This window comes from Burkholderia sp. Bp8984, assembly GCF_003853755.1.
Lineage (GTDB): Bacteria > Pseudomonadota > Gammaproteobacteria > Burkholderiales > Burkholderiaceae > Burkholderia.
Genome location: NZ_QTQN01000003.1, coordinates 217,093 through 235,061, shown reverse-complemented (window position 1 = coordinate 235,061; position 17,969 = coordinate 217,093). Strand labels below are relative to the sequence as shown.

Sequence of the window (17,969 nt, the reverse complement as noted above, 5' to 3'; positions counted from 1 at the left end):
CCGGTAATCGTCGGATATAAGTGAATCCGAAGCGGCGACGCCCCGCGGGCGGCGCCATCCCGAATTCCCGCATTTCCGTATTCGACGAGGCATTCCATGCGCGCTGCCGCGCTTCCCGTTCGCTGTCATCCTGCCGTCGTGCGGCGCATGCGTGCCATTGCGCTGGCGGCGGGCATGGGGCTGCTGTCGGGCTGCCTGTCGCTTGCGCCACCGGACGAGCGTCCCGCCGCACCGATTCCCGCGTCCTTTCCGGAGCCGTCCGCCGACGCGACACCCGCCGCGCCCGTGCCCGACTGGCAGGCTTACTTCGTCGACCCGCGCCTGCGCGCACTGATCGGCCAGGCGCTCGCCGACAACCGGGATCTGCGCGCGGCGGTTGCCCGCGTCGAGCAGGCGCACGCGGTGTACGGCATCCGCGGCGCGGATCAATGGCCGACGATCGCTGCGGGCGCGGCCTACGTGCGGTTTCGCACGCCGGGCGGCTTTCTCACTCCGGTGCCCGTCATCGGCCAGGTCTATCAAGTCCAGCTGGCCGAGACGCAATGGGAGATCGATTTCTGGGGCCGCGTGCGCAACCTGAAGGAAGCAGCGCTTCAGCGCTACCTCGCGAGCGACGCAGCCAGGCAGGCGGTGACGCTGAGCGTCGTCACCGGTGTCGCGGACGCGTATCTGACCCTGTGCGAGATCGACGAACGCATCGCGCTGACCCGCGCGACAATCGACACCCGCCGCGAATCGCTGCGGATTTTCCGGCTTCGTCACGCGGCCGGCGCGATCTCGCGCCTCGATCTCACGCAATCGGAAATCCTGCTGCAGCAGGCGGAATCACTCGGCGTGCAGTTGCAGCAGGCCCGCGCGACGGCGGCCGATGCGCTGGCGTTGCTCGTCGGTGCGCCGCCGGCGCTGGGCGCCACGCCGCTCGCGCTCGACGACGGCGCGGTGCTGCCGTCGCTCGCCCCCGGCCTGCCTTCATCACTGCTGACCCGGCGCCCGGACGTGATCGCGGCGGAGCGCGAACTGCAGGCGAGCCGCGCGAACATCGGCGCGGCGCGCGCGGCATTCTTTCCGCGCATCGCATTGACGAGTGCGATCGGTTCGGGAAGCAGCGCGCTGCACGACCTGCTGACGTCGGGGTCCGGCGTGTGGTCGGTGATTCCCAACGTCACGCTGCCGCTCGTCGACGGCGGCCGCAACCGGTCGAATCTCGCACTGGCGCGCGCGCAACGCGAAGAAGCGCTCGCCCGCTACGAGCAGACGCTGCAGCGCGCATTCCGCGACGTGTCGGATGCGCTCGCCGCGCGCCATTGGCTCGCCGACCAGGTCGCCATCGAGCGCGCCACGCTGGCGTCGCAGGCCGAGCGGGCGCGCCTCGCGAAGCTGCGCTACGACAGCGGGGCAACCCGCTTCCTCGAGGTGCTCGATGCGCAGCGGGACCTGATGAACGCCGAGCAGCAGCTGGTCACGACCCGTCGTGCGCTGCTGTCGAGCCGCGTCGCGCTGTACGGCGCGCTCGGCGGCGGCGTGATCGACACCGGCAAGACTGCCGCGGCAACGGCGCCCCTTTCGACCGACTCGGACAACACACCATGAAAACCATCCCGCGCCCTCTTCTGATCGGTATCGGTGCGGCCGTGCTTGCGATCGGCCTCGCGTACTACGGATGGACGCGCTGGCACGACGGCCAGGCGGATGCGGGGCTCGTCAGCGGCAACGGCCGCATCGAGGCGACCGAAATCGACGTCGCGACCAAGCTGCCGGGGCGCGTCACCGCGATGCTCGTCGACGAAGGCGACTTCGTGACGGCCGGCCAGCCGCTCGCACGCATGGACGTCGTCGTCCTGCAGGCGCAGCTCGACGAGGCACGGGCGCGCGAGCAGCAGGCGGTGAACACCGCGGCGAGCATCGACGCGCAGGTCGCGCAGCGCCGCAGCGACAAGGCCGCGGCCGCGGCCGTCGTCGTGCAGCGGGAAAGCGAGCTGGACGCGGCCACGCGGCGGCTCGCGCGGTCCGAAACGCTGTCGCGCGACGGCGCGTCGTCGATGCAGGAACTGGACGACGATCGCGCGCGCGCCGGCAGCCTGCGCGCGACCGTGAATGCCGCGCGGGCCCAGGTGCAAGCCGCTCAGGCCGCGATCGACGCCACGCAGGCCCAGCTCGTCGCGGCGCGCTCGGCCGTGACGGCCGCGCAGGCGACCGTGGCGCGCGTGCGGGCCGACCTCTCGGACAGCGAACTGACCTCGCCGCGCGACGGGCGCGTCCAGTACCGGATTGCCGAGTCGGGCGAAGTCCTGCCGGCGGGCGGCAAGGTGCTCAACGTCGTCGACCTGTCCGACGTGTACATGACGTTCTTCCTGCCCGAAGCGGCCGTCGGCCGGGTCCCGCTCGGCGCCGACGTGCGGATCGTGCTCGATGCGGCACCGGAATACGTGATTCCGGCACGCGTGTCCTATGTGTCGAGCACCGCGCAGTTCACGCCGAAGACGGTCGAAACGGCCACCGAGCGGCAGAAGCTGATGTTCCGGGTGAAGGCACGCATCGATCGCGACCTGTTGCAGCGCCACCTGAAGCTCGTCAAGACCGGCTTGCCGGGCGTGGCGTGGCTGAAGACCGACCCGCACGCGGGCTGGCCGGATCGCCTCGCGATCAGGGTGCCGCAATGAAAGCGGCGCCGCCCGTCGAGACGGATGCCGGGGCGACCGGCGCTGCGCCGGTGTCGGCCGATCCGGGCTGGGTCGCACGGCTGTCCGGCGTCTCGCTGCGCTACGGCGACAAGGCCGCGCTCGACGACGTGACGCTCGATATCCCGGCCGGCCGCATGATCGGGCTGATCGGGCCGGACGGCGTCGGCAAGTCGAGCCTGCTCGCGCTCGTTTCCGGCGCGCGCGCGATCCAGCAGGGCCGCGTATGGACGCTCGACGGCGACCTGTCGTCGCGCCGCCATCGCGCGCGCGTGTGCCGGCGCATCGCCTACATGCCGCAAGGCCTCGGCCGCAACCTGTACGCGACGCTGTCGGTCGAGGAAAACCTGCAGTTCTTCGCGCGCCTGTTCGGCCACGATGCGGCGGAGCGGCGCCGACGGATCGACGCGCTGACGCGCAGCACCGGGCTGCAGCCGTTCCTGGACCGCCCGGCCGGCAAGCTGTCCGGCGGCATGAAGCAGAAGCTCGGCCTGTGCTGCGCGTTGATCCACGATCCCGACCTGCTGATCCTGGACGAGCCGACGACCGGCGTCGATCCGCTGTCGCGCGCGCAGTTCTGGGAGCTGATCGGCCGCATTCGCGCCGCCCGCCCGGCGATGAGCGTGCTGGTCGCCACCGCGTACATGGACGAGGCCCGCCGTTTCGACCGGCTGATCGCGATGGACGCCGGCCGCGTGCTGGCAACCGGCAGCCCCGGCGAGCTGCTCGAGCGCACCGGTTGCGACACGCTGGAAGCCGCGTTCATCGCGCTGCTCCCGGAGGCGCGCCGGCACGGACACCAGCCGGTCGTGATCGCGCCGTTCCAGGCCGATCGGGCGGCCGGCTACGCGATCGAGGCGGACGGGCTGACGATGCGGTTCGGCGATTTCGTCGCGGTCGACCACGTGAGCCTGCAGATCCGCCGCGGCGAAATCTTCGGCTTTCTCGGCTCCAACGGCTGCGGCAAGTCGACGACCATGAAGATGCTCACCGGCCTGCTGCCCGCGTCCCAAGGCACGGCGACGCTGTTCGGCCGACCGGTCGCCGCGAACGACATCGACACGCGCCGGCGCGTCGGCTACATGTCGCAAGGGTTTTCGCTCTACGGCGAACTGACCGTCCGGCAGAACCTCGTGCTGCACGCGCGGCTGTTCGGCGTGCCGGAGGCGGACGTGCCCGCGCGCGTGACCGAAATGGTCGCGCGCTTCGGGCTGGCCGACGCCCTCGACGCGCTGCCCGAGCGCCTGCCGCTCGGCATGCGGCAGCGGCTCTCGCTCGCGGTGGCGATGGTACACAAGCCCGAGCTGCTGATCCTGGACGAACCGACGTCGGGCGTGGATCCGGTCGCGCGGGACGACTTCTGGCGGCTGATGATCGAGCTCGCGCGCAACGATCGCGTCACCATCTTCATTTCGACGCACTTCATGAACGAGGCCGCGCGCTGCGACCGCATCTCGCTGATGCATGCGGGCCGCGTGCTCGCGAGCGCCGCGCCCGAGGAACTGGTGCGCCTGCGCGGCGCCGCCACGCTCGAGGACGCGTTCATCGGCTACCTGAGCGACGCGCAGAAAGCGGATGGCGCGGACGGTGCGCCGGCCGATGCGCCGGCCGACGCCGGCTGGCTCGCCGCGCCGCCCGCGGCGGCCGGCGCCGGTCGTGCGGCGGCATGGTTCAGCCCGGCGCGCGCCGGCAGCTATCTGTGGCGCGAAGTGCTGGAGCTGCGACGCGACCCGTTGCGCGCGACGCTGGCGCTGTTCGGCTCGCTCGTGCTGATGTGCGTGATCAGCATCGGGATCAGTCTCGACGTCGACAACCTGACGTTCGCGGTGCTCGACCGCGATCAGTCGATCCTGAGCCAGGACTATGCGCAGAACCTCACCGGTTCCCGCTACTTCGTGCCGCGCGCGCCGCTCGCCGACGACCGCGACATCGAGCGCCGCATGCGCAACGGCCGGCTGTCGCTCGCGATCGAGATCCCGCCCGGTTTCGCGCGCGACGTCGCGCGCGGCCGCCGCGTGGAGATCGGCGCATGGGTCGACGGCGCGATGCCGATGCGCGCGGAGACGATCCGCGGCTACGTGGCCGGCATGCACGAAAACTGGCTGCGCGACCAGGCGAAGCGCCGGCTCGGCGTGTCGCTCGCGCCGGCCGTCGACATCGCGATCCGCTATCGCTACAACCCGGACGTCAAGAGCCTGCCGGCCATGATTCCCGCGATCATGCCGATGCTGCTGCTGATGCTGCCCGCGATGCTGACGGCGCTCGCCGTCGTGCGGGAACGGGAGCTCGGGTCGATCGTCAACCTGTACGTGACGCCCGTCACGCGGGCCGAATTCCTGCTCGGCAAGCAGGCGCCGTACGTGATGCTGGCCATGCTGAACTTCCTGCTGATGGTCGTGCTGGCCGACCTCGTGTTCGGCGTGCGGATCAAGGGCAGTTTCGCGACGCTGGCGGCCGCGGTGCTGATCTTCAACGTCGTGGCCACCGGCATCGGGCTGTTCGCGTCGACGTTTACCCGCAGCCAGATCGCCGCGATCTTCATGACGATCGTCGGCACGCTGATTCCCGTCGTGCAGTTCTCGGGCCTGCTCACGCCGCTGTCGTCGCTCGAGGGCAGCGGCAAGTGGGTCGGCACCGTCTATCCGGCCACCTACATGCTCGCGATCAGCCGCGGCGTCTACAACAAGGCGCTCGGGCTGGCCGACCTGTCGTCCCAGTTCTGGCCGATGCTCGCGGCCGCGCCGGTCATCCTGGTCATGACCGGCGTGCTGCTGCGCAAGCAGGAGCGCTGACCATGTCGCGCCTGCTCGTCATTTTCCGGCTCGGGGTCAAGGAACTGTGGAGCCTCGCCCGCGACCCGATCCTGCTCGCGCTGATCGTCTACACGTTCAGCGCGTCGATCTACGTCGCGGCCACCGCGCGCCCGGAAACGCTGCACAAGGTGCCGATCGCGATCGTCGACGAGGATGCGTCGCCGCTGTCGGCGCGCATCGCGGCGGCGTTCTTCCCGCCGCAGTTCGCGCCGCCCCCGCTCGTCGACGCCGGCGCGGCCGATCGCGGGCTGGACAACGGCGACTACACGTTCTCGCTCGACATTCCGCCGGACTTCCAGCGCGACGTGCTCGCCGGCCGTCACGCGACGGTCCAGCTCAACGTCGATGCGACCCGCATGACGCAGGCGTTCACCGGCGGCGGTTACGTCCAGCAGATCGTGTCGGGCGAGATCGATGCGTTCGTGCGGCGCCAGCGCGGCACGCCCTTGCCGCCCGTCGATCTCGCGATGCGGATGCGCTTCAACCCGAATCTCGACGAAGTCTGGTTCGGTGCGCTGATGGAACTGATCAACAACGTGACGATGCTGTCGATGATCCTCACCGGCGCCGCGCTGATTCGCGAGCGCGAGCACGGCACGATCGAGCATCTGCTCGTCATGCCGGTGACCGCGGCGGAAATCATGCTCGCGAAGGTCTGGTCGATGGGGCTCGTCGTCGCGGCGGCGGCCGTCGCGTCGCTGACGTTCGTCGTGGGCGGCGCGCTGCACGTGCCGATTCCGGGATCGGTGCCGCTGTTCGTGGCCGGCATGGCGCTGCACCTGTTCGCGACGACGTCGATGGGGATCTTTCTCGCGACGCTCGTGCGCAGCATGCCGCAGTTCGGCATGCTGCTCGTCCTCGTGCTGCTGCCGCTGCAACTGCTGTCGGGCGGCCTGACGCCGCGCGAAAGCATGCCGCCCGTCGTGCAGGACATCATGCTGGCCGCGCCGACCACGCATTTCGTCGAACTCGCGCAGCGGATCCTGTATCGCGGTGCCGGGTTCGATGCGGTGTGGGCCCAGTTCGCGGCGCTGTTCGCGATCGGTTGCGTGCTGTTCCTGCTGTCGCTGACGCGGTTCCGCAAGACGATTGGTCAGATGACTTGAGCGGGGCGTCGATTCCGTGATGCCGGGATTCGTCGGTTGATACAGATCAATCGGGCCGGCGCGCGGCACGCGATCATGGCACATGTCTTGCGCAACCGATGGCATGCGCCGACGGCAACGCCGTCCACGGCGGCCGCTTCCCGGGAGAACGTCATGATGGGCCTGCGATACCGAAACGCGTTCGCGACGCTCTGCGTATTCATCGCGCTCGCGTCGCTGCTGGGCGTCGTGCATGCGATGCTGATCGACGAGCGGGTCGTGCCGTACGCAATCGTTGCGCTGGTGTCGGGCATCGTGGCGTTCGTCGCGCAGCTGGATCCGGCGCCGCCCGGGCGCTAGCGGCACCGCCCGGACGCATTGCATTCGGGGCATCGTAAGCGGCATCTTACGCGTCGCGTTCGAGCCGTTCGTCATCGGAATCCCGCCATTCGTGATTTCGGTCAACCGCCGCGCGCGCGTTCGGGATGTAATCGACTTACTGTTCCGTCGACTCCCGGGGAGGCAACCCATGAAACTGACTTTTCTCGGTGCGACCGAAACCGTGACCGGCTCGAAATATCTGCTCGAGCACGGCGGCCGGCGCGTCCTGGTCGATTGCGGCCTGTTCCAGGGGACCAAGAACCTGCGGCTGCGCAACTGGCGCGCGCTGCCGTTCGCGCCCGACACGCTGGACGCGGTCGTGCTCACGCACGCGCATCTCGATCACACCGGCTATCTCCCGGTACTGGCGCGCGAAGGCTATCGCGGGCCGGTGTACTGCACGGCGGCCACGGCCGAACTCTGCGACATCATGCTGCGCGACAGCGCGCGGCTGCAGGAGGAGGAAGCCGACTTCGCGAACCGGCACGGTTATTCGAAGCATCATCCCGCGCAACCGCTCTACACGCTGGACGACGCGCAGCGCGCGCTGCGCCTGCTGCAACCCGTCGCGTTCGACGAATGCACCGCGCTGGGCGGCAGCCTGTCGTTCCGCCTGCTGCCGGCCGGGCACATCCTCGGCGCGGCGAGCGTCGTGATGCACTGGGACCACAAGGTGCTCGCGTTCTCCGGCGATCTCGGCCGGTATCACGACCCGATCATGCAACCGCCGCGCCCGCCCGCGCATGCCGACTACCTGGTGGTCGAATCGACGTACGGCGACCGGCTGCATCCGGCGTCGGATCCCGAAAACGAGCTGGCCGGGATGTTCGACAAGACCTTCGCGCGCGGCGGGGTCGTCGTGATGCCCTGCTTCACCGTCGGCCGCGCGCAGGAGATCCTGCACTACATCGCGCGGCTGAAGGCGGCCGGCCGCATGGCGCGCGTCCCGGTGTTCCTCGACAGCCCGATGGCGACGGACGTGACCGAGATCTATCGCCACCATATCCTCGAACACCGGCTGACGGCCTCCGAAGCGAATGCGCTCGGCCACGCGGCCACGATGATCCGCTCGGTCGAGCAGTCCAAGGCGATCGCCGAACACCACGGCCCGATGGTCATCATCGCCGGCAGCGGGATGGCGACCGGCGGGCGCGTGCTGCATCACCTGAGCCGCCATGCGCCCGATGCGCGCAACACGATCGCGCTGGTCGGCTACCAGGCCGCCGGCACGCGCGGCGCGGCGCTCGCCGCGCACGAGCCGACGCTGAAGATTCACGGCGAGTACGTGCGCGTGCGCGCGCAGGTCGAGTCGATCACGACGCTGTCGGCCCATGCCGACTACGAAGAGATCCTGAAGTGGCTCGGCACGATGCAGGGCGCGCCCGTGCGGACCTTCGTCACGCACGGCGAACCCGCTGCCGCGGATGCGATGCGCCGGCGCATCTCGGAGCGCCTGCATTGGCCGTGCGAGGTGCCGACTTACGAGCAGTGCGTCGATCTGGACGCGATTGAGTCAAACAACACGCAGGAACCCACCGCGCTGTCGTCCTGACTGCCGGCGCAACGCCGGCCGCGCGTGACGGGCGGCGGAAGCACCCGGTTTCCGCCACGCGCGGCCCGGCATTCAGCCGATTTCGATGATGACCTTCAGCGCGTGGGTCTGCGCGGCGCGCCCGAACGTGTCGTACGCGCTTTCCACGTCGTCGAGCGAGAACCGGTGCGTGATCAGGCGCGCCGGATCGAGGCGCCCGGCGCCTACCGTCTTCAGCAGCATCGGCGTGCTGACCGTGTCGACGAGCCGCGTCGTGATCGAGATGTTGCGATCCCACAGCTTCTCGAGGTGCAGATCGGCCTTGACGCCGTGCACGCCGACGTTCGCGACGACCCCGCCAGGCGCCACGAGCGACGTGCACATCTCGAACGTCGCCGGAATGCCGACCGCTTCGATCGCGCAATCCACGCCGACGCCGTCGGTCAGCTTCATCACTTCCGCGACCGGGTCGCCGCCGTGGCCGTCGATGCAGTCGGTCGCGCCGAAGCGCCGCGCGACCTCGAGCCGGTTGCCGTCCGGGTCGATCATGATGATCCGCGCGGGCGAATAGAACTGCGCGGTCAGCAACGCCGCCAGCCCGATCGGCCCCGCGCCGACGATCGCGACCGAGCAGCCCGGCTGCACCTTGCCGTTCAGCACGCCGCATTCGAATCCGGTCGGCAGGATGTCGGACAGCATCACGAGCGCGTCCTCGTCCGCGCCGGCCGGAATCCGGTACAGGCTGGTCGGCGCATGCGGGATGCGCACGAACTCGGCCTGCGTGCCGTCGATCCGGTTGCCGAGGATCCAGCCGCCGGTCGTGCAATGCGAATACAGTCCGCGGCGGCAGTACTCGCAGCGGCCGCACGACGAGATGCACGAAATCAGCACGTGGTCGCCCGGCTTCAGCGAATCGACCGCCGCGCCGACCTGCTCGACGATGCCCACGCCTTCATGGCCGAGGACGCGGCCCGGTTCGCACGTCGGCACGTCGCCCTTGAGGATGTGCAGATCGGTGCCGCAGATCGTCGTGCGCGTCACGCGGACGATCGCGTCGGTGGGCGACTGCAGTTCCGGTTTGGGCCGCCGTTCGAGCGCCTTGCGCCCGGGGCCGTGGTACACGAGTGCTTTCATCGCAATTCCTCCATCGAAAGGGGGGCCTGTTCAGGCATCGGCGCGGCGTCATGCCGGACCTGTGCCAGCAACACCGCGAGCGCGCAGGACGCGACCCGGACGGCGACGCCGTCGGCGCGGCTCGTCAGCACGATCGGCACGCGCGCGCCTACGACGACGCCCGCGTTCGCGGCGCCGCCCAGGTATTCGAGCTGTTTCGCGAGCATGTTGCCCGCTTCGATATCGGGCACGACAAGGATGTCGGCACGGCCGGCAACCGCCGAGTCGATCCCCTTCTCGCGTGCGGCCCGTTGCGATATCGCGTTGTCGAACGCGAGCGGGCCGTCGACGACCGCCCCCGTGATCTGCCCGCGCTCGGCCATCTTCGCGAGGGCCGCCGCGTCGAGCGTCGAACGCATCGCCGGATTGACGGTCTCGACCGCGCACAGCACCGCGACGCGCGGGCGCGCGACGCCCAGCGCATGCGCGACGTCGATCGCGTTCTGCGTGATGGCCGCCTTCTGCGCGAGATCCGGTGCGATGTTCACCGCGGCGTCGGTCAGGATGAACGGCCGCGGATACGCCGGCGCCTCGATCAGGAAGCAGTGAGACATGCGCTTGTCGGTGCGCAGGCCCGATTCCGCGGCGACGACGGCCCCCATCAGCTCGTCCGTGTGCAGGCTGCCCTTCATCAGCGCGCCGGCGCGGCCCGACGCCGCGAGTGCCACCGCGCGGGCCGCCGCGGCGTGGCTGTGGGGGACGTCCTCGATCGTCCATTTCGCGAGATCGACGCCCGCCTCGCTCGCCACGCGCAACACCTTCGCGCGCGGCGCGACGATCAGCGGTTCGATCGATGCGCCCAGCGGCGACGCGTTGAGCGCGGCAAGCGCGACGAGGCTGGCCGTGTCGCACGGATGCACGACGGCCACCGTCAGCGGCGGCGCATGGCGCGCACGCGCGATCAGGGCGGGCAGTTCGCCGTCCGCGCGCGGCAGCAGGCCGGGCAGGCACGCGCCGGCGGACGGATCCGGATGCAGGTTCAGGTTCAGGTTCATATTCAGGTCTCCAGCACGTAGCTGCCGGGCGCCGCGCCGAAGCCGGCGGCCGGCACGCGTGCGGGCACCTCACCCGACGAATGCGCATGCAGCCAGTCGCGCCAGCACGTCCACCACGATCCGTCGAGCGCGGGCGTTTCGCTCACGAAGTCGCGCCGGTTGCGGTAAGGCGCGCCGGGCTCGCGCGTCGCGCAGCGATAGTGGCGTCCCGGATGGCCGGGTTCGGACACGATCCCGGCATTGTGGCCGCCGGAGGTCAGCACGAACGTCAGCGCGTGGTGCGTGAGCAGATGGAGCTTGTAGACGGAACGCCAGGGCGACACGTGATCGCGCTCGGTCCCGACCACGAACGTCGGCACGTCGATATCCGACAGCGCGACCGGCCGCCCGTCGACGCAGTAGCGGCCGGCCGCGAGATCGTTGTCGAGAAAGAGGCGCGTCAGGTATTCCGTATGCATCCGGTACGGCATGCGCGTGGTGTCCTCGTTCCACGACATCAGGTCGTTCGGCTTCGTGCGCGTGCCGAGCAGGTATTCGCTCATCATGCGCGACCAGATCAGGTCGCGCGCGTTCAGCAGCTGGAACGCGGCGGACATCTGCGCGCCGTCCAGGTAGCCCTGCCGCCACATCAGCGCATCGAGCGCGGACAGTTCGCTCGCGTCGATGAAGAGGCCGAGTTCGCCGGGTTCGCTGAAATCGGTCTGGGCCGCGAGCAACGTGACGGAGCGCAACGCCTCGTGCTGCCGCCCGTCGCGCGCGAGCGCCGCCGCGCCGATCGCCAGCAGCGTACCGCCGAGGCAGTAGCCGACCGCGTGGACCGCTTCGCCGCAGATCGAGCGGGTCGCGTCGAGCGCCGCCATGCACCCGTCGCGCAGATAATCGTCGAGCCCGAGCTCGCGCGCTTCCGCACCCGGATTGCGCCACGACACGGCAAACACCGTGTAGCCGGCATCGACCAGGAAGCGGATCAGCGAATCGTGCGGCTGCAGGTCGAGGATGTAGTACTTCATGATCCACGACGGCACGATCAGGATCGGCTCGCGTGCCACGTCGGCCGTCGTCGGGTCGTATTGCAGCAGCTCGCACAACGCGTTGCGCCAGACGACGCGGCCCGGCGTGATCGCCACGTCGCGCCCCGGCAGATAGGCGCGCGTATCGCGGGCCCGCGTGCCGTGCGTGCGCTCGAGCAGCGCGTGCGCGTCTTCCAGCCAGTGCCGCCAGCCTGCCGCGAGATTCGCGCCGCCGCTGCGCATCGTCGCGTCGAGCACGACCGGGTTGGTCGCGAGGAAATTGCCCGGCGAGCATGCGTCGAGCCACTGTCGCGCGACGAATCCGACCAGTTCCTCGTGATGCCGTTCGACGCCCGGCACGCCGCGCGTCGCGTCGCGCCACCAGCGCTGGATCGACAGGAAGCCGTCGCGGTACGCGCGAAACGGCCATCCGGACCACGCGGGCGCGGCGAAGCGCGCATCGGCCTGCCCGGCGTGCACGGCCAGGCCGCCCGCGCCGGCATCGTCGGCCTCGCCCTCGCCTTCGCCTTCCGGGTTGGCCGCGGGTGCCACGGCAGCCAGCCACGCCTGCGTCGCAAGCTCGTAGCATTTTCCCGGCGACACGGCCAGATGCGCGCCCCAGTCGAGCGTGGCCAGCGCGAGCGACACGGGCGACAGCCCGAACGTCATCGCGGCCACGTTCGCATGCGCGGCGCGGTTCCATTGTTCGGCGGGCGACAGCCGGACCGGCGTGCATCCGGCCGAACGCGACGCCGGTGCGTTCGTAGCCGTTGGCCGCATCGACTCGTGCTCGATCGGCATGCGCATGACGGATGCGTTCATCGCATGTGCATGCCGCCGTTGACATCGAATTCCGCGCCGGTCGCGAAAGCCCCCGCGTCGGAACACAGGAACGCGACGAGTTCGGCGATCTCGTCGGGATTGCCGAGGCGGCCGACCGGGATCTGCGGCAGGATCTTCGCGTCGAGCACTTCCTTCGGCACCGTCTCGAGCATCGCGGTCGCCAGATAGCCGGGGGCCACCGTGTTGACCGTCACGCCGTGGCGCGCGAGCTCGAGCGCCAGCGCCTTCGTGAAGCCGTGGATGCCGGCCTTCGCGGCCGCGTAGTTCGCCTGCCCGTATGCGCCGCGCGAACCGTTCACCGAGCCGATGTTCACGATCCGCCCGAAGCCCGCCTCGATCATGCCCGGCACGAACGGCTTCGTCATGTTGAACATGCCGTCGAGGTTGGTGCGCAGCACCGCGTCCCACATGCTCTTGGTCATCTTCACGAAGGTGGCGTCCTGCGTGACACCGGCGTTGTTGACGAGCACGTCGACGCGCCCGAACTCGGCCAGCACGCGTGCCGCGCAGTGCTGGCACGAATCGTAGTCGGCGACGTCGACCTCGAACGCGTGGAACGTCCGGCCCGCCTCGCGTTCGTGCGTGAGCCACGTCGCGACGTGGTCGTTGCGCTCCGTATGCGACACCGCCACCGTCATGCCCGCATCGTGCAGGCGACGGCTGATCGCGGCGCCGAGGCCCCCCATGCCGCCCGTGACGAACGCGACCCGATCAGCGCACATGGTCGTTCTCCTGCGCGCCGGTCGTGCCGTTCAGGCGGCGCACGGCAACCGGCGCCCCGTCGTTCGCGTCCTCGATCCCGCGCTCCAGCGCCGTCATCCAGTCGGCCCACGGCATGCTGGCTTCGTTGACCACGGCCAGTCGCCCCAGGTCGGGCAGCCAGTCGGTCTGATAACGCGACATCGCGCCCGCGCCGTATTCGCGCAACCAGGTGCGCCATGCGCCGGCGTTCTCGTATTGCGCACGCATGCACAGCTCGGCGGCATCCTGCCAGATCGCGACGCTCGCGATCGCGTAGTCGCGCATCACCTGCCGGGTCGCCTCGCCGAAGGCCGGCCACTCTTTCGTGTCCGCAAGCGCCTGCTGCAGGTGGCGAACCGCGGCGCGGTCCCGCTCGATGCGCCGCCCTGCCAGCGCATGCCATTCATGCTGCCAGTCGCTATTCAGCGCGACCATGCGCAGCGCGAGATCGCAGCCCGCGCGGCAAGCGTCGTTCGGTGTCGTCAAAGCGTACGTACTCATCGGCGTCCCTCGTTCGATCCGGTCAATGGGTTGGCATCGCGCCTCGTGCCGCCTGCCCGGGATCGGCATCGCGACCGCTTCACTGTGCGGGCATCGCGCAGGGGAGCCGTTGATCTGAGTCAAGTACGCGGAAACCCTGCTCCGTAGACTGGATTGCACTGGCGGTTCCCCCGTCGATGGAGCGATTCCGATGAGCTACAAGAGCATAGTCGTGCACCTCGATACGAGCGCCCGCGCGCATTCGCGCCTCGAGTTCGCGCTGCGCCTCGCGCGGCGCTTCGGTGCGCACCTGACCGGCCTGTTCGCGGTCTACACGCCGGAGCCGCATTCGTTCTACGTGATGGCCGGGTCCGCCGATTACTTCCGCGAGCAACGCGCACAGCGCGACGAGCGGCTCGCCGCGCTGGAACGCCTGTTCCACGCCGAGACGGCCCGCGCGAAAGTGCCGGCCGCGTGGGTGCGTGCCGACGACCGCGCGAACCTGGCCGTGCCGCGCGCCGCACGCCTGGCCGACCTCGTGATCGCCGGCCAGAGCGACCCGAACGATCCCGAGACCTACATCGACGACCAGTTTCCGGAGAACCTCGTGTTGTCCGCCGGCCGCCCGGTGCTGCTCGTGCCGTACACGGGCGAATTCCCGTCGATCGGCGAGCGGGTGTTCATCGCGTGGGACGGCAGCCGGGAGGCGGCCCGCGCCGCGCACGACGCGCTGCCCTTTCTCGAACACGCGAAGCGCGCGACGGTCGCCGCCGTGGTCGACGGCGACTCGGAAGCGGCGGCCACGCGCATTCCGGCCGCCGACGCCGCGCTGATGCTGGCGCGCCACGCACGCGACGTGAACGTGCTCGATATCGATGCCGGTGCCGGCCCCGCGGTCGGCGATACCTTGCTGTCGCGCGCGTATGAAACGGGTTCCGACCTCCTCGTGATGGGCGCCTACGGCCATCCGCGCTGGCGCGAGCTGGTGATGGGCGGCGCCACCCGCACGGTGCTGGCGTCGATGACGCTGCCGGTCCTGATGTCGCACTGAGCCGGCCGATGCGTACGCTCGCCCTGCTCGTCGTCAATGCCGGTTCGTCGAGCGTGAAGTTCGCGCTCTTTGCCTGCCCGCCGCACGGCGACCCCGCGCGGCGGCCGCTGCACGAGGGTGAAGCCGTCGCGGCCGGCAACAGCGTGTCGATCCGCTTCGACGCCGAGCCGGACGGTTCGCTGCCGCTCGGCACGGCGGACGATCCCTACCGCGCCGTGCTCGCGCGGATCGCGGCGTGGATCCGCGTGAAGTTGCCGCATGTCGCGCTGGGCGCGATCGCGCATCGCGTCGTGCACGGCGGCGCACGCTACGTGGAGCCGACGCTCGTCGACGACGACGTGCTGGACGAGCTGCGCACGCTGACGCCGCTCGCGCCGCTGCATCAGCCGCACAGCCTCGATGCGATCGACGTGCTGCGCGACGCGTTTCCGGACGTCCCGCAGATCGCCGTGTTCGACACGGCGTTTCATCGCACGCTGCCGCGCGTCGAGCAGCTGCTGCCGTTGCCGCATGCGTGGTTCGACCAGGGTGTGCGCCGCTACGGATTCCACGGGCTGTCGTACGAATACCTGTCCGTCGCGCTCGACGAGTCGTTCGGCGCCCGTGCGCACGGCCGCGTGATCGCCGCCCATCTCGGCAGCGGCGCGAGCCTGTGCGCGCTGCGCGACTGCCGCAGCGTCGCGACGACCATGGGCTTCTCCGCGCTCGACGGATTGATGATGGGCACGCGCAGCGGAACGCTCGATCCCGGTGTCGTCCTGCACCTGCTCGAGGCCGGCAAGCTGTCCGGCGACGAGCTGGGACACATGCTGTATCACGAATCGGGGCTCAAGGGCGTGTCGGGCGCGTCGGGCGACCCGCGCGTGCTGCTCGCGCGCGAGGCGGCCGGGGACGAAGCTGCCCGCGATGCGCTGGCGCTGTACGTCCATCGCATCGTGCGCGAGACCGGCGCGCTGACCGCGCTGCTCGGCGGCCTCGACATGCTGGTGTTCACGGCCGGCATCGGCGAACACTCGGCGGTGTTGCGCGAGCGGATCTGCGCGTCGCTCGGCTGGCTCGGCATCGTGCTCGACGCGCGCGCGAATGCCGATCATGCGCATGTCGTGTCGTGCGCGTCGAGTGCGGTCGCGGTGGTCGTCGAGCCGACCAACGAGGCGTGGGTCGCGGCGCGCGCCGCGGTGCGCGTGCTGCGCGCCAATCGCGACGCTTGATCCAGATCAGCGCGAGCGGCGCATACGCGCCGATGATGGTTCCATCGGCATCCGTTGAAGGGAAACGTCATGTACTCGAACATTCTGGTCGCGCTCGACGGCAGCGATACGTCGTCCCGCGCACTCGACGCCGCGCTGAACCTCGCGGCGGAGACGGGTGCGCGGCTGACCCCGGTCTACGTCGTCGACTTCCTGGTGCCGGCCTACGACACGTACGGATACGATCCGTCGATCCTGATCGATGCATTCCGCGAGGAAGGACTGCGCGTCACGGATGACGCGGCACGCCGCATGAAAGCGCGCGACGTGGCCGGCACGCCGCAGATCTCCAACGTCGCGCCGGCCGGCGAAGACGTTGCGCACCGGATCGTCGGTCTCGCCGGCGAGATCGGCGCCGACCTGGTCGTGATCGGCACGCATGGCCGGCGCGGTTTCCGGCGCATGTTCCTCGGCAGCGTGGCCGAGCGCGTGCTGCGTCAGGCCACGTGCCCGGTCCTGACGATACCGGCGAGCTGCGCCGTGCAGGCGCCCGCCGAAACCACCGCGGCATCAACCGAAAAGGAGCCGTCATGAGCTACAAGACCCTGCTCGTCCATCTCGACGACAGCGAGCGCTGTGCGACGCGCGTCGACCTCGCGCTCCAGCTCGCGCGACGCTGGAACGCCCATCTGATCGGCCTCTACGTGGTCTGCCAGGACCTCCTGGAGCCGCTGCGGCGGCCGGACGAACCGCTGAAGCTGGCCGTCTACGAACGCCTGTGCGAACAGCGGCGCAAGGAGGCCGAGGAGCGATTCCTCGCGGCCGCCGAGCGCGCGGGGCACAATCAAGTCGAGTGGCAGGCGCCGGCCGGCGAGGCGACCGCCGCCGCGGTCCTGCACGCGCGCCATGCCGATCTGCTGGTACTCGGCCAGGAAGACCCCGACGACCGGCTGACCTACGTCGCACGTCATTTCGTCGAGGACGTCGTGATGGGCAGCGGACGCCCGGCGCTCGTCGTGCCCTACGCGGGCGACGTGCGCACGCTCGGCGAGAACGTGCTGATCGGCTGGGACGGCGGGCGCGAAGCCGCACGCGCGATGGCCGACGCGCTGCCGCTGCTCGCCCGCGCGCGCTTCGTCAACGTCGAGACGGTCACCCGCGGGCAACCCGATCCGGACAAGACGCCGGCGGGCGTCGACGTCGCCGCGTATCTCGAACGGCACGGCATTCGTGCGTCGTTCTCGACCACGCCGCGCGAACGGCCGGTGAGCGTGGGCGCGACGCTGCTGAACCGGGCGACCGACCTGCATGCGGATCTGCTGGTGATGGGCCTGTACAGCCATGCGCGCATGCACGAACGCGTGCTGGGCGGCGCGACGCGCACGATCCTCGAAACGATGACGGTGCCGGTCCTGCTGTCTCACTGAGCGAACGAAAACGGGGCAGCCGCGCGCGGCTGCCCTCGTCCCGTCACGACCGTCACAACATGCCGGCACACGCGCCCGGCCCCTCCCGTACGACCAGCACCGGCCGGTCCGCGATACGCACCAGCGATTCGGCGACGCTGCCGAGGAACATGCGCCGGAAACCGCGCCGGCCATGCGTGCCCATCACGATCAGGTCCGCGTCGCATTCGGCGGCGGCACGCGCCAGCACGTCCGATACGTTCTCTCCGCGCACGTCGATCGTGTGCGCGATGCCGCGTACGCCGGACAGCCGGAACGCCGTTTCCGCGTCCGAGACCGCGACCGCGGCCTCGTTCGTGTCCAGCCCGGCCAGGTCGCGCTGGTCGGCCAGCCGCGGCGCATCCGACACCACGCACATGGCGATGACCAGACCGCCCGACTCGCGGGCAAGCGAGATCGCCTCGTCGAGCGCGAGGCGCGCGCCACGGCTGCAGTCGAGTGCCGCAAAGATCCTTTGGTACATGACGCCTCCCAGTTGTCGTCAGGGGTCGACCGGTTCGTGAAGCCAGTCTGATCCTCGCAGGCGACGCTC

The 17,969-nt window shown here is 70.0% G+C and carries 16 protein-coding genes; 10 read left to right on the top strand and 6 right to left on the bottom strand.

From position 1 onward, the window contains the following. Nucleotides 1–96: 96 nt before the first annotated feature. From DID98_RS05315 to DID98_RS05290, 6 genes are all read left to right on the top strand, one after another. The gene (locus DID98_RS05315) at nt 97–1,590 is read left to right on the top strand and encodes an efflux transporter outer membrane subunit (protein ID WP_124570391.1); all 1,494 of its coding nucleotides are present in this window, start codon (nt 97–99) and stop codon (nt 1,588–1,590) included. Further along, the gene (locus tag DID98_RS05310) at nt 1,587–2,660 is read left to right on the top strand and encodes an HlyD family secretion protein (RefSeq protein WP_124570390.1); all 1,074 of its coding nucleotides are present in this window, start codon (nt 1,587–1,589) and stop codon (nt 2,658–2,660) included. Before DID98_RS05315 ends, DID98_RS05310 begins: the two co-directional genes overlap by 4 nt. Next, the gene (gene rbbA / locus DID98_RS05305) at nt 2,657–5,470 is read left to right on the top strand and encodes a ribosome-associated ATPase/putative transporter RbbA (protein WP_124570389.1); all 2,814 of its coding nucleotides are present in this window, start codon (nt 2,657–2,659) and stop codon (nt 5,468–5,470) included. The genes DID98_RS05310 and rbbA overlap by 4 nt, the downstream gene beginning before the upstream one ends. Nucleotides 5,471–5,472: 2 nt before the next feature. Continuing rightward, entirely contained in the window at nt 5,473–6,597 is a 1,125-nt protein-coding gene (locus DID98_RS05300; protein WP_124570388.1) for an ABC transporter permease, read from the top strand. Nucleotides 6,598–6,750: 153 nt separating this feature from the next. Further along, the gene (locus DID98_RS05295; protein WP_044846572.1) at nt 6,751–6,936 is read left to right on the top strand and encodes a DUF2964 family protein; all 186 of its coding nucleotides are present in this window, start codon (nt 6,751–6,753) and stop codon (nt 6,934–6,936) included. 169 nt (nt 6,937–7,105) lie between these two features. Next, on the top strand, nt 7,106–8,509 hold the full coding sequence (locus DID98_RS05290; protein ID WP_124570387.1) for an MBL fold metallo-hydrolase RNA specificity domain-containing protein: 1,404 nt from the start codon (nt 7,106–7,108) through the stop codon (nt 8,507–8,509). Nucleotides 8,510–8,581: 72 nt separating this feature from the next. Here the strand turns inward: DID98_RS05290 and DID98_RS05285 are convergent, their stop codons facing one another. From DID98_RS05285 to DID98_RS05265, 5 genes are read right to left on the bottom strand one after another with little or no spacing between them, the layout of a single operon-like run. Next, nucleotides 8,582–9,622, bottom strand: coding sequence for a zinc-dependent alcohol dehydrogenase family protein (locus DID98_RS05285; protein ID WP_124519784.1), 1,041 nt, complete (start codon nt 9,620–9,622; stop codon nt 8,582–8,584). After that, nucleotides 9,619–10,650, bottom strand: a complete 1,032-nt coding sequence (locus DID98_RS05280) for a bifunctional enoyl-CoA hydratase/phosphate acetyltransferase (RefSeq protein ID WP_124570431.1) — start codon at nt 10,648–10,650, stop codon at nt 9,619–9,621. The genes DID98_RS05285 and DID98_RS05280 overlap by 4 nt, the downstream gene beginning before the upstream one ends. 8 nt (nt 10,651–10,658) lie before the next feature. After that, the gene (locus DID98_RS05275; protein WP_124570386.1) at nt 10,659–12,488 is read right to left on the bottom strand and encodes an alpha/beta hydrolase; all 1,830 of its coding nucleotides are present in this window, start codon (nt 12,486–12,488) and stop codon (nt 10,659–10,661) included. After that, nucleotides 12,485–13,231: a beta-ketoacyl-ACP reductase gene (locus DID98_RS05270; protein ID WP_124570385.1), complete on the bottom strand. Its 747-nt coding sequence runs from the start codon at nt 13,229–13,231 to the stop codon at nt 12,485–12,487. Before DID98_RS05270 ends, DID98_RS05275 begins: the two co-directional genes overlap by 4 nt. Continuing rightward, a complete protein-coding gene (locus tag DID98_RS05265) occupies nt 13,221–13,751 on the bottom strand; it encodes a hypothetical protein (protein ID WP_124485888.1) in 531 nt (176 codons plus the stop codon). Before DID98_RS05265 ends, DID98_RS05270 begins: the two co-directional genes overlap by 11 nt. A gap of 190 nt (nt 13,752–13,941) precedes the next feature. On the opposite strand from DID98_RS05265, the gene DID98_RS05260 reads away from it, so the two are divergent. The 4 genes from DID98_RS05260 (at nt 13,942) to DID98_RS05245 (ending at nt 17,398) form a co-directional block, all read left to right on the top strand. Then, nucleotides 13,942–14,781 (top strand): universal stress protein, encoded by an 840-nt coding sequence (locus DID98_RS05260; RefSeq protein ID WP_124528566.1) that lies wholly within the window; start codon nt 13,942–13,944, stop codon nt 14,779–14,781. Between the two features lie 8 nt (nt 14,782–14,789). After that, the gene (locus DID98_RS05255; protein WP_124570384.1) at nt 14,790–15,992 is read left to right on the top strand and encodes an acetate/propionate family kinase; all 1,203 of its coding nucleotides are present in this window, start codon (nt 14,790–14,792) and stop codon (nt 15,990–15,992) included. A gap of 69 nt (nt 15,993–16,061) precedes the next feature. Continuing rightward, nucleotides 16,062–16,565 (top strand): universal stress protein, encoded by a 504-nt coding sequence (locus DID98_RS05250; RefSeq protein ID WP_124570383.1) that lies wholly within the window; start codon nt 16,062–16,064, stop codon nt 16,563–16,565. Further along, the gene (locus DID98_RS05245) at nt 16,562–17,398 is read left to right on the top strand and encodes a universal stress protein (protein ID WP_124570382.1); all 837 of its coding nucleotides are present in this window, start codon (nt 16,562–16,564) and stop codon (nt 17,396–17,398) included. The genes DID98_RS05250 and DID98_RS05245 overlap by 4 nt, the downstream gene beginning before the upstream one ends. 52 nt (nt 17,399–17,450) lie before the next feature. Here DID98_RS05245 and DID98_RS05240 read toward each other — a convergent pair whose 3' ends face one another. Continuing rightward, complete coding sequence (locus tag DID98_RS05240; protein WP_124570381.1) at nt 17,451–17,900, bottom strand: universal stress protein; 450 nt, start codon at nt 17,898–17,900, stop codon at nt 17,451–17,453. Nucleotides 17,901–17,969: the final 69 nt, after the last annotated feature.

Bases quoted from the DNA above. Each gene is read 5' to 3' on its own strand.
- DID98_RS05300 (WP_124570388.1), top strand. From the start codon at position 5,473: ATGTCGCGCCTGCTCGTCATTTTCCGGCTCGGGGTCAAGGAACTGTGG.
- DID98_RS05265 (WP_124485888.1), bottom strand. From the start codon at position 13,751: ATGAGTACGTACGCTTTGACGACACCGAACGACGCTTGCCGCGCGGGC.
- rbbA (WP_124570389.1), top strand. From the start codon at position 2,657: ATGAAAGCGGCGCCGCCCGTCGAGACGGATGCCGGGGCGACCGGCGCT.
- DID98_RS05290 (WP_124570387.1), top strand. From the start codon at position 7,106: ATGAAACTGACTTTTCTCGGTGCGACCGAAACCGTGACCGGCTCGAAA.
- DID98_RS05275 (WP_124570386.1), bottom strand. From the start codon at position 12,488: ATGAACGCATCCGTCATGCGCATGCCGATCGAGCACGAGTCGATGCGG.
- DID98_RS05260 (WP_124528566.1), top strand. From the start codon at position 13,942: ATGAGCTACAAGAGCATAGTCGTGCACCTCGATACGAGCGCCCGCGCG.
- DID98_RS05270 (WP_124570385.1), bottom strand. From the start codon at position 13,231: ATGTGCGCTGATCGGGTCGCGTTCGTCACGGGCGGCATGGGGGGCCTC.
- DID98_RS05315 (WP_124570391.1), top strand. From the start codon at position 97: ATGCGCGCTGCCGCGCTTCCCGTTCGCTGTCATCCTGCCGTCGTGCGG.
- DID98_RS05255 (WP_124570384.1), top strand. From the start codon at position 14,790: ATGCGTACGCTCGCCCTGCTCGTCGTCAATGCCGGTTCGTCGAGCGTG.
- DID98_RS05240 (WP_124570381.1), bottom strand. From the start codon at position 17,900: ATGTACCAAAGGATCTTTGCGGCACTCGACTGCAGCCGTGGCGCGCGC.
- DID98_RS05310 (WP_124570390.1), top strand. From the start codon at position 1,587: ATGAAAACCATCCCGCGCCCTCTTCTGATCGGTATCGGTGCGGCCGTG.
- DID98_RS05295 (WP_044846572.1), top strand. From the start codon at position 6,751: ATGATGGGCCTGCGATACCGAAACGCGTTCGCGACGCTCTGCGTATTC.
- DID98_RS05285 (WP_124519784.1), bottom strand. From the start codon at position 9,622: ATGAAAGCACTCGTGTACCACGGCCCCGGGCGCAAGGCGCTCGAACGG.
- DID98_RS05250 (WP_124570383.1), top strand. From the start codon at position 16,062: ATGTACTCGAACATTCTGGTCGCGCTCGACGGCAGCGATACGTCGTCC.
- DID98_RS05245 (WP_124570382.1), top strand. From the start codon at position 16,562: ATGAGCTACAAGACCCTGCTCGTCCATCTCGACGACAGCGAGCGCTGT.